Origin of the sequence: Rhodococcus sp. MH15 (assembly GCF_019266045.1) — a bacterium.
Taxonomy (GTDB): domain Bacteria; phylum Actinomycetota; class Actinomycetes; order Mycobacteriales; family Mycobacteriaceae; genus Rhodococcus_F; species Rhodococcus_F qingshengii.
This window is the reverse complement of record NZ_LPNP01000071.1, coordinates 394,646-409,488: the sequence shown is the minus strand read 5'-3', so window position 1 is coordinate 409,488 and position 14,843 is coordinate 394,646. Positions and strand designations below refer to the sequence as shown.

The 14,843-nt window shown below is 63.6% G+C and carries 13 protein-coding genes; 9 read left to right on the top strand and 4 right to left on the bottom strand.

Annotation, left to right across the window (positions count from 1 at the left end):
• Positions 1-88: 88 nt before the first annotated feature.
• From ATN37_RS20945 to ATN37_RS20910, 8 genes are all read left to right on the top strand, one after another.
• Complete coding sequence (locus tag ATN37_RS20945) at positions 89-1,246, top strand: HpcH/HpaI aldolase/citrate lyase family protein (RefSeq protein ID WP_042950575.1); 1,158 nt, start codon at positions 89-91, stop codon at positions 1,244-1,246.
• Positions 1,243-2,532 (top strand): phosphoribosyltransferase family protein, encoded by a 1,290-nt coding sequence (locus ATN37_RS20940; protein WP_218695571.1) that lies wholly within the window; start codon positions 1,243-1,245, stop codon positions 2,530-2,532. Before ATN37_RS20945 ends, ATN37_RS20940 begins: the two co-directional genes overlap by 4 nt.
• Complete coding sequence (locus tag ATN37_RS20935) at positions 2,529-3,638, top strand: cysteine protease StiP family protein (RefSeq protein WP_003941082.1); 1,110 nt, start codon at positions 2,529-2,531, stop codon at positions 3,636-3,638. Before ATN37_RS20940 ends, ATN37_RS20935 begins: the two co-directional genes overlap by 4 nt.
• Positions 3,639-3,694: 56 nt before the next feature.
• Positions 3,695-4,492: an HAD family hydrolase gene (locus tag ATN37_RS20930; RefSeq protein WP_205907936.1), complete on the top strand. Its 798-nt coding sequence runs from the start codon at positions 3,695-3,697 to the stop codon at positions 4,490-4,492.
• Positions 4,493-4,519: 27 nt separating this feature from the next.
• Entirely contained in the window at positions 4,520-5,929 is a 1,410-nt protein-coding gene (locus ATN37_RS20925; RefSeq protein ID WP_054187881.1) for a TerD family protein, read from the top strand.
• Between the two features lie 158 nt (positions 5,930-6,087).
• Entirely contained in the window at positions 6,088-6,981 is an 894-nt protein-coding gene (locus ATN37_RS20920) for an SGNH/GDSL hydrolase family protein (RefSeq protein WP_218695570.1), read from the top strand.
• Positions 6,982-7,021: 40 nt separating this feature from the next.
• A complete protein-coding gene (locus ATN37_RS20915; RefSeq protein ID WP_052959813.1) occupies positions 7,022-8,578 on the top strand; it encodes a TerD family protein in 1,557 nt (518 codons plus the stop codon).
• Between the two features lie 84 nt (positions 8,579-8,662).
• Entirely contained in the window at positions 8,663-9,118 is a 456-nt protein-coding gene (locus ATN37_RS20910) for a tellurite resistance TerB family protein (protein ID WP_003941110.1), read from the top strand.
• A 56-nt stretch (positions 9,119-9,174) separates the two neighbouring features.
• Here ATN37_RS20910 and ATN37_RS20905 read toward each other — a convergent pair whose 3' ends face one another.
• Positions 9,175-9,696 (bottom strand): 2-oxo-4-hydroxy-4-carboxy-5-ureidoimidazoline decarboxylase, encoded by a 522-nt coding sequence (locus ATN37_RS20905; RefSeq protein WP_007727034.1) that lies wholly within the window; start codon positions 9,694-9,696, stop codon positions 9,175-9,177.
• 497 nt (positions 9,697-10,193) lie between these two features.
• Here ATN37_RS20905 and ATN37_RS20900 point away from each other — a divergent pair, with 497 nt between their 5' ends.
• On the top strand, positions 10,194-10,658 hold the full coding sequence (locus ATN37_RS20900) for a hypothetical protein (RefSeq protein ID WP_218695569.1): 465 nt from the start codon (positions 10,194-10,196) through the stop codon (positions 10,656-10,658).
• Between the two features lie 948 nt (positions 10,659-11,606).
• Here the strand turns inward: ATN37_RS20900 and ATN37_RS20895 are convergent.
• The 3 genes from ATN37_RS20895 to ATN37_RS20885 form a co-directional block, all read right to left on the bottom strand.
• A complete protein-coding gene (locus ATN37_RS20895; RefSeq protein ID WP_083055957.1) occupies positions 11,607-13,400 on the bottom strand; it encodes an alpha/beta fold hydrolase in 1,794 nt (597 codons plus the stop codon).
• A complete protein-coding gene (locus ATN37_RS20890) occupies positions 13,397-13,951 on the bottom strand; it encodes a TetR/AcrR family transcriptional regulator (protein WP_082893348.1) in 555 nt (184 codons plus the stop codon). The genes ATN37_RS20895 and ATN37_RS20890 overlap by 4 nt, the downstream gene beginning before the upstream one ends.
• Before the next feature lie 187 nt (positions 13,952-14,138).
• Positions 14,139-14,561, bottom strand: a complete 423-nt coding sequence (locus ATN37_RS20885; RefSeq protein WP_228232423.1) for a hypothetical protein — start codon at positions 14,559-14,561, stop codon at positions 14,139-14,141.
• Between the last annotated feature and the right edge of the window lie 282 nt (positions 14,562-14,843).

Here is a 14,843-nt window from a genome sequence, read left to right as displayed (position 1 = left end):
TCGGGCCGATCGGGGGATCGGAGTTGCTCGACGCGTTGTCACAGGGGGTCGTTTCATGGACTTGATTGCGGTTACAGAGAGAAGAGAAATGCAGCACTTTCAACATCTCGAGGATGACGTGCGGGAGCAACTGTTCCTGCATGCGCCTCGATCGTTCGCGGATTCCGACGAGAGGGATCTGCTCGCGATTGCTCTGGGTGCAACTCTCTACGTTCCTGCCACCCGAGCCGGGTTGGCCGACATCGTGGTCAAGCGTGCGTCCGAGGGCGTCAGCTCGATGGTGCTTGATCTCGAGGACGCCGTCGCGGATCACGAGGTGGAGTCGGCGCGAGCGAACGCGGTTGACGCTCTCGACAAGATCGCGTCCACCGACGCCGTCGGCATGCTGCTGTTCGTGCGGGTTCGTGAAGTCGCGGACATCCACAAGGTCGCCGCGTCGTTGACCGAGGGGCGCGCCGCGCTCACCGGGTTCGTAATCCCCAAGTTCGGCAGCGAGTCCGGCCCCGTGTTCCTCGACGCCGTCGCGGACGCATCCGAGTTGCTGGGCAAGCATCTCTACGCGATGCCGGTACTCGAATCACCCGCGCTTGTGCACCGCGATACTCGCGATCTCGAGTTGCGCACCATCAGTGGGATTCTCGCGCAACACCGCGATCGAATCCTTGCCGTCCGCATCGGCGCCACCGACATGTGCAGCACCTTCGGCATCCGTCGTGACCGCGATCTGACCATCTACGACGTGCGCGTGGTGGTCGACGTCATCGCCGACATCGTCAACTATCTCGGGCGCGCGGACGGTTCGGGTTTTGTCATCACCGGGCCCGTGTGGGAGTACTTCGCCGATCACGAACGCATGTTCCGGCCGATGCTGCGCGCCACCCCGTTCGAGGAACACGACGCCGTCCGGTTCCGTCAGCATCTCGTCAGCCGCGACCTGGACGGTCTGCTCCGTGAGATCGCGCTGGACCGAGCCAACGGAATCCAGGGCAAGACGGTCATCCACCCGTCGCACGTCGCAGCGGTCAATGCACTGTCCGCTGTCACGCACGAGGAATATCACGATGCCCTCGACATTCTCGGTGCCGACGCCGGGGGAGTTCAGGCGTCCGGCTACCGGAACAAGATGAACGAGATGAAGCCGCACCGCAATTGGGCCCATCAGACTGCGCTCCGAGCTCACGTGTTCGGTGTGACCAACAAGGGAATCACGTTCGTCGAGTTGCTGACGGCGTTGGTCGATCGATGACAGAGCTTGTCCAGTCCAAGGACGTTCCCTGGGCTACAGCAGAATTCGGCTTGGACCTCGTTCACGGTGATTCGTCACTCGGGCATTCGGTGCCCGATCTGGTGATCCCGGGACTTCGGCGGAATCCGCGTCGCGCTCATCTGCTGGTGTCCACCGTGCTGGGAAAGCACGTGCCCACCGAGCCGTCCGTGGTCATCGGCGCTGCCGACGACCTCGGCGATCTGGTGCGGACCACCCTCGGTGAGGGTGTCGACGTCGTCGTTCTCGGGTTTGCCGAAACCGCAACAGGTTTGGGCCACTGCGTCGCAGCTCGCCTGCACGCTCACTGCTACCTGCACTCCACGCGCCGAGACGTACCAGGGGCTACGACGCTCGCCGGATTCGAGGAGGGGCACTCGCACGCCACGAGCCATCTGATGCAGCCGACGTCCGCCGAACTGTTCGAGAACGACCTGCCTCTGGTCCTCGTCGACGACGAGATCTCCACCGGCGCCACCGCGATCGATGCCATCCGGGCGCTGCACGGGCAATGCCCGCGAAGCCGCTACGTCGTGGCCTCGCTGGTGGACATGAGAACCGAGGAACACCGAGTCGCCGGCGAAGCCGCGGCGGCAGAGTTGAATGTACGAATCGACTACGTCTCTCTCGCTTCGGGTTCGACGGTCCTGCCCGACGGCCTGACCGAGCGCGTCACGGCGCTGGATGCTCCCGATCTCAATCCGGTCGGTGATCGCCGCGGCACGCTGTCTCAGATGGATCTGCCGTGGCCGGCACATGTCCCCGACGGTGGCAGGCACGGCTTTCTCGATGGCGACACCGCGGCATTCGAGTCAGCCGTCGAGGCAGCGGTGTCCATTCTCAAATCGTCGATCGACGCGTCGCGTGCTGTGATCGTGATCGGTCACGAGGAGTTGATGTACCTGCCACTGCGCATCGCTGCGGGCTTGGAAAGCTCTGGGCGAGCAGTTCGTTACCAGACCACGACGCGCTCACCCGCGTACGTCGTCGACGTGCCGGGATACCCGCTGCGTCGCGGGTTCACCTTTCCGGCGCCCGAACTGGGTGAGAACGACCCTCGATTCGTCTACAACGCGCAGTGGCCTGATGCGGCGGTCGACGCCCTTGCGTTGCTGGTCATCGACGAGCCCGCCGACACCGATCGGTTGACGGCGATGGACGGAGTGGTCGAGGTGTTGCGGAACTCCGGCACCGACGTCCTGGTCGCCACCGTTCGCGGGGCCGATCCGTCGGCGCTGCGAGATTCCAGAGCAGGGAGCTCGTCATGAACGAACCATTGGTCGGGCCCGAATTCGGTTCGTACGCGCCGGGCGAAGTGAAGTGGCTGCTCAAGGATCTCTCGCACGTGGATCTCGAAGCGGATGTATCCGTGCGCGAGAAGCGTATTCAGTCGGGTGAGGCGCACTATGCCGAGTCTCTCCCCATCGAGTACCAACCCGATCAGGCATACCGGGATCTTTTCGAGACGGTGCTCGCCGAGAGCGCTCCACGGTTGGCGCGCGCTGTCGGGACCGTGATGGACCTGGTCTTGGCCGAGCGGGGGAGTGACATCACGCTGGTCTCACTCGCCCGGGCCGGAACACCGATCGGGATTCTGATGCGGCGCTGGGCCCAGCAGACCCGCGGGTTGACGTTGCCGCACTATGCGGTGTCCATCGTCCGTGGCAAAGGAATCGATTCCGTCGCACTCGATTATCTTGCGCACCATCACGACTCGGAGAACGTCGTCTTCGTCGACGGCTGGACGGGCAAGGGCGCCATCGCCCGCGAACTCGACGCAGCGTTGACGGAGTACCACGAGGCAGGCGGAGCGAAGTTCGACTCCGATCTGGCTGTTCTCGCCGACCCCGGACACTGCGTGCGAACGTACGGGACCCGTGACGACTTCCTGATCGCGTCGGCGTGCCTCAATTCGACGGTGTCCGGCTTGGTCTCACGAACTGTCCTCAACGACACCCTCATCGGGCCCGGCGATTTCCACGGCGCCAAGTTCTACGCCGACCTCGCCGACGTCGACGTTTCCAACAGGTTGCTCGACGTGGTCTCGGCCGAGTTCGATTCGGTTCGCGGCGACGCAGCGGATTCTCTTGCTGCAGTGCTCGATTCCGATCGGACGCCGACCTGGGCCGGTTGGGAGTCGGTGGAGAAGGTGCAGGCCGAGTACGGGATCTCGACGGTCAACTTCGTCAAACCCGGTGTCGGAGAAACAACCAGGGTGCTGCTGCGCCGGCTTCCCTGGAAGGTTCTGGTGCGCGAACTCGAAGCCCCGGAGCACGCACACATCCGGTTGTTGGCACAGGCCCGTGGGGTCCCGGTCGAGGTCGTCCCGGATCTCGCCTACTCGTGTGTCGGCCTGATCAAGGACATCACGTGAGCCGTGTGGACACCGCTGCGTCCCAGGTCCTGATCGCCACGGATCTGGACCGCACGATGATCTATTCGCAGGCCGCGATCGGCGGCGATCCCAGTGGCTCCGACCTGGATTCGGCACCGAGCCCGCTGTGCGTCGAGTACTACAACGGCGGTCCGCTCTCGCACATGAGCGTCGAATCGATCGAACTGCTGACTGCGCTCAGCTCGCGGGTTCCGGTGATTCCGACGACGACCCGGACCATCGCACAGTTTCAGCGGATCGATCTTCCCGGCGGACCGTGGAAGTACGCGATCACGAGCAACGGCGGAAACATCCTGGTGGACGGCGAGGCCGATCGCGAGTGGCGAAACGAGATCGACCGTTCGACCCGTAAGTCCGGCGCCGAGTTGCCGCAGGTTCAGGCCGAACTGGAATCGCGGATCGACTCGAGTTGGGTCAGCTCCATTCGTGTTGCCGACGATCTGTTTCCGTACCTGGTCGTCGATCTGGCCGTGATGCCGAGTGATTTCGAGACCGAATGGAATGGGTGGTGCGTGACGCGGGGCTGGAATGTCTCGCGTCAAGGCCGCAAGATCTACACGATGCCCGACGCGGTCTCGAAGTCACGCGCGCTGGCAGAGGTGCGCCGCAGACTGGTCGAGTCGGGTGATCTGGATCAGTCCGCCGTCGTGATCTCGGCTGGTGACGGCGCATTGGATGCGGACATGCTCGAATACTCCGATTTCGCGATCCGGCCCAGGCACGGTGAGCTGGAAGAACTGAATTGGCAACGGCCGACCGTTACTGTGACAGAAAGGTCCGGTATCGCAGCGAGCGCGGAGATCTTGCGGTGGTTCTCTTCCGCGCTCGGGTAATACACGCTCTCTATGAAGGGGATTTAGTTGTCTGTATCGCTTGCCAAAGGGCAGAACGGCCCGCTGGACGTCTCGGATGTAGTTGTCTCGGTTCAGCTGGCTGCGGCCGCTGACCTGTCTGCACTCCTCGTGACGAGCAACGGAAAAGTTCGTTCCGACGCCGACTTCGTCTTCTTCAACCAGCCGACCGGACCCGGCGTGCAATTGGTACCCAACCCGGGTGGCATTGCCTCACTCCGAGTCTCACTCGCCGGCGTACCCGCCGATATCGAGCAGGTTCGCGCCGTCATCACGCTCGACGACGCTTCGTCGAACTTCGGGCGCACTGCTGCACCGACCGCTCGGGTCTCCGATGCGGCCGGGAACGTGTTGTACGAGTACGTGATCGACGGCCTCACCACCGAGTCCATCGTCATCGCGCTCGAGGTGTACCGACGCCAGGGTGCGTGGAAGGTGCGCGCCGTCGGCCAGGGGTACGCGGGTGGATTTGCCGCGCTGGTCACCGATCATGGTGTGTCCGTCGACGATGCACCACCGCCGCCTCCCACTCCGGTCGCGGCTCCGGCGCCGATCACCCCGCCCTCGTCCGTCGCTCCTACACCGCCGGCGTACAACCAGCCGCCGCAGCAGCAGCCTTCGTACAACGCGCCGCCGGTTCCGCCGGCCCCGCCCGCGTACAACCAGCCGCCGGCCTACAACCAGGGACCGACGCCGCCGGCCTACCCGCCGGCGCAGCAGCCTGCCTACAACCAACAGCCTGCGTACAACCAGCAGCCGACGTACAACCAGGCACCCCCGGCGCCTCCCGTGCAGAACCAGCCGCCGGCGCAGCAGCCCGAGGTGAGCCTGGTCAAGGGACGCCCCGTCAGCCTGACCAAGGGCCAGAAGGTCACACTCCGCAAGGAGGGCGGCGTCGCGCTCACCATGATCCAGATGGGTCTGGGTTGGGATCCGATCAAGAAGAGCGGCCTGTTCGGAAGCCGTACCGCCGACGTCGACCTCGACGCTTCGGCGCTCCTGTACGCCGACGGCAACCTCGTCGACGTCTGCTACTACGGTCAGCTGACGTCCAAGGACGGCTCGGTCCGTCACATGGGTGACAACCTGACCGGCGACGGAGACGGCGACGACGAGGTCATGCTCGTCGATCTGCAGCGGGTCCCGGCTCACGTGACCACCGTGATCTTCACCGTGACCTCGTACCGCGGACACACGTTCGAGCAGGTCTCCAACGCTTTCTGCCGTCTCGTGGACAGCACCACCAACTCCGAGCTCGCTCGATACACGCTCCAGGGCGGCATGGCTTTCACCGGAATGGTGATGGCAAAGGTGTACCGCGTGAACGGTGAATGGAAGCTGCAGGCCATCGGTGAAGGTATCCAGGCCAAGCACGCAGGAGAAGCTGCGCCGCAGCTGGGCCGTTTCCTCACTGCTTGAGTCGAGACTGCATAGTCGAGATGAATCCGGTTCGGCGGTAGGTGATTTCGATCGCCGTCCGTCGAACCGGACATCGTTTCCCCCTTTGTGCGTTAACCTCATGCGGCATGTCGAGCCGTCAGTCGAGCGGCCGTGCGCGAGAGGACTTGGCACAGTAGATGATCATTCGAGGGAAACTTCTCGGTCGGGCGGCGGCTGTCGCAGGCGTTGTGCTGGCGCTCGTGAGCACCGGGATCGCGCAGGCTTCGGTGCCGCAGTCGGAAACGCTGTCAGGTGTATCCGGCACCGGGATCAAGTACGTCGCCCTCGGTGACTCCCGCGCCTCCGGCCCAAGGCTGGAACCGATGTACCCCGACGCCTGTTCGCGTTCGTACGAGAACTTCGCGGGCAAGATCTCTCGGGCACTCGAGGTCGCGGAGTTCACCGACGTCTCTTGCAGCGCGGCACGCGCCGAGAACATCATCGACACTCCACAGCTGATTCCGAACTACTGGCCTGTCCAACTCGATGCCGTTCACCCGGACACCGACCTGATCACCATCTCGATCGGCGGCAACGACTCCAACAGCATCTTCCTCGGCCCCCTGTGCGTCGCTCCGGGGCCAGGAACCGATCGTGGATGCCGGTACGACCCGCTCGCGAATTCCGTCGCCCAGTCCGGAATCGACCGGGCTGCCGGAGAATTGGATCGCATCCTGACCGCGGTCACGCAGCGCGCGCCGAACGCTCGCATCTACCTGATCGGTGAGGGCGGCATGATCTCCTCTCGCGGATGCTGGCCGAACATTCCGTTCTCAGACGCCGACGCATCCTGGTTCATGGACTACTTCGCTCGCTACAACACGAAGTTCGACGAGGTCGCCCACGCCCACGGTGTGCGCACTGTCGACATTGCGGCGGCGAGCATCGCCGGCGGGCACGACGCATGTGCGAGTGCAGATCAGCGTTGGTTCGAAGGCCTGTTCTCGGAGTCGACGGCGCAACGCTTGCACTTCACGGACGCTGGGATGACCGCGGTGGCCGATCAAGTGGTGGCGGACGTGCAAGGCTGACCGAGAGAGCCCGGTCATGGCATAGTTCGCTGCTGTGGGTATGACTTTTGTTCCCGGACAGAACGCGCCGCTGCAGGCGCCCGTGGTGACGTTTCGAGCCGAGAGCCAGACGCCGTTCGACGTGTCGGCGCTGGTAGCGGACGCGAACCTGCGGGCATTGACGTCCGCGGACTTCGTGTTCTACAACCAACCATCCACCGCTGGAGTGCAACTCGACGAGAGTGGCATCCGGATGGAACTCGATCGACTTCACCCCGATGCGGCAGCGGTGTTGTGCATCGTCAGCGTGGATCCGGCAGCGACGGCCGCGGGCGCCTTTCGCACGGCCGGGCTCTCCGCCACCCTGAGCGATCAATCCGGTTCGGTCCTGGCCGAATTCGCGATCCCCACCGCAGGTACCGAGACAGCGGTCATCTGCTGGGAGCTGTACCGAAAGTCCGGTGCCTGGAAGATTCGGGCCGTCGGGCAGGGCTATGCGGGTGGTCTGGCGGAACTGATCTCGGTGCACGGCGTCGAGGTGGACGACGAGCCGGCACAACCAGCTCCGACAGCCGCGCCCGCGTGGGACTCCGCCGTGGAGCCGTTGGAGGTGGGCCGAGGCCTCGAGCGCGCGTGGATGATCTTCGAGGATGCCTCGCGTTCTGCCGCTTCCTTCGTCTCCAGCAGCGAGTACGCGCTTGCCCGTTTGGACGAAGATCTGACCGCTGCCGTCGCAGATCCGTCGTTGCGGAACTCGGCAGCGGGAGTGGCGGCGCGCGATGCCGCACAGAAGCGTCACGACGACCTCGTCTCACTCGCGCGGGACAATCACGCCCGCGACAGCGCTCAGCTTGCGCACGAACTCGGTGTGATCGACGGCGTGCTCCCACGGTCGATGGCGTCGTGGAAGTCGGTGTCGTGGGCGGGTACAACCGATCCGGCCCAGATCACGGCCGTCAGCGACGGAATGCGTCTTGGCGAGCTGTCGGCTCCGGACCGCGGCACACTCACCGTTCCGTACTGCGTCCCGTTGCCATTGCGCCGGCCGATCTGGGTGGACAGTACGTCGAGCAAAGCAGCGCTCGGTCTGATCAGTGCCGTCACCGTGCGTGTCATGGCCGCCGGCCCGATGCCGCTACTCGACGTCGTCGATCTGACCGGCTCGCTGACGCCACTGACCGACCGACTGGCACCGATGCTCGCGGGGCCGGTCATCACCGCTCACACCGAGATCTCGGCGCGCTTGCGGGCACTGGCCGAGGCCGTCGACATGGGCGAACTCGCGCGAATGAGTGGCGTCGCCGACGGGCCGAGTTCCCTGCGCCTGTTGATCCTCAGCGATTTCCCGCACGGATACTCCGCCGAAGACGCACAGACCATCATGTTCCTCGCCGAACGCGGGCCGGCAATCGGTTTGTCGATACTGATTGTCGGAGAGGACGAGTCGAACTTCGCGGAAGAATCCGTCGCCGCGCTGTCCGAGGGGTGCCAACATCTTTCGGCAGCAGGGCAGACGGAGGTTCACGATCCGTGGACCCGCACGCAATGGCACTTCACCCCGGACGTGCTCGACCCGATCTCCGAGTCGCGAATTCTGGCAGTGTTCGACCGCACCTAGTGGCCGATGGCGGATTGCCGAGCGCACAGGCAGAGTGGTGGTACGACCACGCGCGGTGTGTGGCGGCAATACTCGAGGAGACTCATGGCATTCTGGGATCAGTTGAAGGCTAAGGCTCAGGAGATGAACGGCCAGCTCAAGACAAAGACCAGCCAGTTCCAGAACAAGGAATTCAAGAACGCGAGCATGGCAATGTGCGCGTTGATCGCCGCCGCAGACGGTTCGATCGATCCGTCGGAGCGTCAGAAGACCGCCGCGCTGATCATGAGCAACGAGTCGCTCGCGGTCTTCCCGCCGGACGAGCTTCGTGAGCAGTTCGACTGGTACTGCAGCAAGCTGTCCTCGGACTACGAGTTCGGCAAGGTCGAGGCAACCGCGACCATCGCCAAGCTCAAGTCGAAGCAGGATCAGGCTCGCGCGGTCATCCAGATCGGCATCATCATCGGCGGCGCGGACGGCAACTTCGACGAGCACGAGCGCGGCGTCGTACGCGACATGTGTTTTGCAGTCGGAATCTCTCCGGCCGAGTTCGATCTCTGATCGATTCAGAGCATGAAAGCGGGTGCGGCGCGAAAGCGCTGCACCCGCTTTTCTTTTCAGTACTCGGGATAGCCGTCCTCGGGTCCCAGCATCCGCTCGATCCTCGTCCGCGTGATCTTGGCGAGCTCGTCGACGCAGACCTTGCGCTCGACGGACCGTTCGTTGGACATGCGCTGGCCGATGTTCTCGAGCAGGTCGTCGGCGTCGTGGCCGTGCGAACACCACAGATACCGGAAGCCGAAGTTCCGCTCGTACTCCTCGCCGGCGCGATAGATGGTTGCCATGACGGCGTCGTCCGGAACCCAGATCGAGCATTGCTCGAGGTGGGACGGCACGCTGTTCTTGCGCACGCCTACGGGTGGATGGCATTGCAGGGCGCGTTCGACGTCCTCGTCCGAGAGGTTGAGAATCGCGTCCTCGGCGCGCGAGAGGATCTCCGCGTGATCGGCGAACGGACGTCCGTCGCTGACCCACCCGGCCCACGTCAGCGAGCAGCAGCACTCGAACAATGCGTGAACCGCCTTCTGCCGCGGTAGTTCGTTGAAGCGCTCCAACCCGATCGATTGATGTAGCAGCATGTGACCTCCCGGCCCGTTGTGCTTTCAGGCGCGCTCGACATGCCGCGCGGTAACCAGATGCGCGACCATATCGATAATTCACTGCTTCACCTGGGAAAGGAAGGTTTGCTCCCCGAGTTTTCAGGTTCTTAACGCGGCGTAACGAGCTGACCGACACGGTCTCCACCCGACAAGGTTCGCTGACGAAGCCGACTCAACCGGGCGCCGATGACCACAGGAGATGGCGAGCAATCTGTCCCGAAAAGAGGCCAATCAACGTTGCGTCTGATGCAACTTCACGGAGATCGGTTGGCGATCCCGCCGTCTCCGAAAGGCGACCAGCGGCTTGACAGGGTCGGCTCTCGTTTGAGGCTCTCGGCGTCGGCCCCTGCAATGGGCAGGGAGTGTGTCTCGTTCGCTGGCAGCCGTGGAGGCTCCGCGCGAGTTCGCGGTTGGCTCGATTTTGTATCGGGCCGTAGATGTCATATCAAGAATCTATGAGGTCGAGGGTGGATACGGTGGGCGAGCGGAGGGGGATGTGGATCGTCGCCGCATTGTCGATACTTGCTCTGGCAGCACTCATCTGCGCGGTGGTGACGTTCAGCATTGCTGTGCAGTCGATCTCCGGTGGTATGGGTCCTGCTGTCGAAGCGAGGGTGCTGGACGTGGAGGACGGTGCCACGCTGGGCCGTTGTGTGCATCCGCGCATCTATACGGTGGGATGGGCGCAGGACGAGGTGGACCACATCGAATCGTTCGTCGACTGCTCCAGCGCGCACGAATACGCTGTGGGGCAGACGGTCAGGTTGTGGCGGGGTTCGAGTGGTCACTTGGTCGGATCGAGTCCGACGCTGATCGTGGCTTTGAGTAGTTCGCTGTCATTGGCGACGGGAGCGTTGGCGGTTTTCTCCGGGCGGAAGGCAGTTCGGGCGTGGCCGGCTCGACGGAAGGGGCGTAGTGATGTGGGGACGTTGAACATGTGAGTCCGTATGGCGGCGGCGGTGGCAGGGAAACCGGAATTTCACGTAACCGTCCTCGCGGCTACGCCATTCGAACGCAAGTAGCTCGGCGATTCTTTTTGTGGGGCGACGCAAGCGCTCGCTGCCTCGGAAGTAGCTCGTAGACGTCACGATCTTCCACGGTTTATCTGCGCCGTTTGGTGTGTGAACGGCGAACTCTCCATGAGGTGCCGTGACTCACTCAGAGGTTTTCGTCCTGGACGACGGGTATTGATTGTTCGATGTAGTCGGCGTCGGGTGTCGCGTCGACGGCTGCGGGTACGCGGTCGTTTTCCATGGCGGTGGTCCTTACTGTGCGGTGTGTCCTTCTGGCTGTGCGGATTTCAGTGTTGTTTGCGCGTTGTCGCGGCGTAGTGCTGCGGTGCTGTCCTCGAGTTCGAGGACCCGCCTGATGCCGACGAGGTTGATGCCGTCGGCGATGGGGTGTTGCTCACCAGGCTCGCGGCGGGCACCCTCGAAGCTGCAGCGCCGGCCCCGCCGATCATGTTGCCTCGCTACTCGTATCGGGTTCCGGTGATGCGGCCTCGAGCCACTCAACGCTCCCCTCCGTTGCAATTGAAGTGAAGGAACACTGCGCGATTCGAATACTGCACGGCCCGTCGACCTCCCCGGTTGTCACTGATCCGGAGCAACAACGCATTCGAGGAGGCTTCAGATGATTGCTGGGGTGGGATTCGGTGGCTTCCATTGCCGTGGGAATGGCGGATAGCGCTCTCCTAGGTGACTCCATGCGAGCTCAAGCGGAACGCAGTTTTACTGACGCCCTGGTGAACACTTCGGCAGCCATGAAGCTCTTACGTCGACTGCTCAAAGGACTGGAGTTGTGCTGAGTGTGATGGTCACCGACAGACTGGCCAGCTGCAGATTGGATGCCCGTATCTCTGTCAGCTGCTGAAACCGCAGGCGTCTATGTCACGCGAGCGATCCCTCGAGCAGATCGACGAGAGCATCGGTATGGGTTAGTTGCGGATGGTGCCCGGCACCCGGCAGCGAGATCAGTTTGATGTTCGGAAGTGACTCGAGCTGCGCAACCGCGGCGGGGTCGATTGGGTCTTTGCTTCCTGTGATGATGCGGACCTGGCCACTGAATCGCCTAAGCGCTTCTTGGAGTTCAGCACGCCACCGCTTCGATCCCGCACGGGCGAGATGCTCGGCCACGCTCTTGGAACTGCTTCGCTCGAGGTCACTGAGACTGGAAACGAGAGAATCCGCGCTCGCTTCTGATCCGGTCAGTTTGCGTGAGAGCCGTGCCGGGTCTGCGTGTCGCAAGTAGGCGCGTACGAGCGGCTTCAGTCTGGCCGAGGAACCCATCGGGGCCTGGAGGAAGAACGGTGCGATCAACGTGAGGGACTTCACCTGCGCCGGGAACCGGTCAGCCGCAACTACTGCAGCAGCCGCACCGATGGAGTGGCCGACGAGGTCAGCAGGTTCACCAGCTACTACCGCCGGCAGCCACTCATCCCAGTCCTGAACGCCGGCCCCGCTACTGAGGCCGAGGCCGGGCAAGTCGACGACCCGCCCCTCGATGCCGGCAGCTACCTCTGCCCACGTGTCCGCGTTCACGGGCATGCCGGGAAGAATCACCCGACTCGATCCTCGTACGCCGAGCTCAAATGTCCTCAGGCCGCCGACGTCGACGAATCGACGGTCGGCGGACATGACGGCACCAAACCGATGCGCTGCCAGGTAGTCGGCCCACCGTTCGAGGGACACCAGCACGTCGGGCATCAGGATCCCGTGTCTGTCGGCGAACTCGACGGCGGACTCTGTCGGATAGCGGTCGGCGGACATGAAGGTGAGAGTCTCGGGATCGGCCTTGGTGATCTGCTGCGGGAGCCGCTTGATGACGCCGATCGGAATCCTGACCCGCGGGACCTTCGCACCGAGATGCCGACCGACGTGTGTGAGCAGGTCCGCTAGCGGTGGGGTGTCGTCGTGGAGAACCCAGTAGGCCATGCCCTCAGCAGCGGGATCGACCGCAGCTGCCGTCATGAAGGCCGCCAGATAGTCGACCGTGACGATCGGGAGAAACGTCGATTCGTTTCCAGGCAACGCTGCTGCGGTGCCGTTCCAAATCTGCTCGACTGTGCTGGCCAGCCCGATGTGCTGGTCGGATTCCCCGGTGGCGCTGTCGCCGATCACGCTGGACGGATTGACAATGGTCCAGGGAACTCCGTGCTTGAGGGCTCGGGCCTGGAAGATTGCGTCGGATTCCACTTTTGACGCTTCGTAGGCGCCAAGGTCCTTGTAAACCGCGGTGCGGTGATCGTCGGGCCATGGAACCGTTGTGGGGTCTTGTCCGCCGACGCGGTAGCCCGACACGTGGATCACGCGCTGCAGGTTGGGGAGGTCCTTGGCGAAGTCGATCAGCTTCTCGACGATGCCGACGTTCGCGCTGCGTGCCTCCTGGGCGGTCATTCCGAATCGGTAGGACCCGGCGCAGTTGTGGATCTCTGTGATGAAAGGGAACGCCGATGGGCCACCCGCGACGATTTCAGGAGCGTCGAAGTCGACGATCGTCGTGCTGATGCTCCGCGTCAGGCCATGCTCTCTGACCCATCGCTCGACACGGGCCCCGGACTCGGCGGTCCGAACTGCCGCCGTGACGTTCGTACCAGCCTCGGCGAGGGTCAGGACGAGGTGCCGACCGACCAGACCTGAGGCCCCGAAGACCAGGGCGTGACGGGAGACGTCGCGTGGAGTCATCGCGTTCCGCCAACGGTCTGGCAGCGCTGGTTGATGAGCTCCGCAACGATGTCAGCGGCCGAAATCAGGGGTTGCGTGTTTTGCGTAGCGCGAGAGACGATGACCGCCCCCTCGATCGTCGACACAACAACGGTCGCCAGGGATCGGGCCTCGTCGGGGAGAACGCCGCTGGCCTCGAGAAACGCGGTTGTCAGGGCGATCCACGACTCAAAGGCAGCGGCGCACGCCTGCCGCAGACGCTCGTTCTCCGCGCCCATCTCCAGGGTGACGACAGAGACCGGGCAACCCCGCCGGAAGTTGCTCTCGCTGACGATGGTCGTCAGGGCCTCGATCGCGGCGCGTGCGGCCTCGGCCGCATCGACCCGGGAAATCGCGGCCTCTGCAATCAGCGTCCCGAATGCCTTCGTGGCGAGCTCAATCGCTGCGACGCCCAGGCCTTCCTTCCCGTCGGGGAAGTGGAAGTAGATCGACCCTTTCGGCGCTGCGGCGTGTTCGATCACGGCGTTCAGGCCCGTGCCGCTGTAGCCGCTGGTCTGGATGAGCTCGAGCATGGATTCTGCGAGCCGTGCCCTTGTCAGGTCTCCTTTGGATGCCATGAGTCAACAATAGACCGGTCTACATATTATTTTCAACCGAGAGAATGCATCTACCAACCAGTCTCGTCGTGATCGACATGCGTGTGACCGCCGACGCCATCATCGGAGTGCCGGCGACCTAGGATCCGGCCAAGGCTTCGGGTCAGGTCCGCTTGCGGGTCGCGATCTCGTCGGAGAGCTGCTGAACGTGGGCGGCGTCCGCGTCCCGGGCAAGGGCGACGTAGTGGTCCATGACGGCCGGCCGGTAGCGCACGGGCAACGTCTGTCCTGGGGCGAGTCGTGTCAGCTCGGTGATCGTGAGGTCTTCGTCTGCGATACCGCGGAACAAGATGCCGTCGGAGGTCTCCACGTCGAACATCAGGACCACGCGTGGATTGCTGTTGACCTCCCGCCAGTCGACGAGAACGCCGAGCGCAAGCACCCCCGTCCGCAGTTCCGCATTGCGCTTGCGTGCATCACTGCTCATGAGCGGGTTCGGGGCGACGCCCGGAAAGTCGGGTCCGACGCCGAGTGATTCCCGACTCAGGTCAGGCCTGAGCTTCGACATCACATCGTCGAGCGTCATCTTTGAATCGTTGCGCTTCTTTTTCCAACCGAACATCCTGACCCCTCCATCACAGCGGCGCCGGAATCTCGGCCTGGAGCTTCGCTCTGATCGCGATTGTATGTCGCGGTCATTCTCGATCTCCGTCGCATCGTCCCGTCCACCTGCGGGTCGAAAGGCCTTTCAATCTGCACTCGCGCGTGCGGACAGACTTTTCGCTCACCAGTTGCACGCCAGTCCCTCTTGCCGGTGCAATTTCCGTTGTCAGAAGGCGAAATCCATGAAGGGGACCGAGATTGGCCC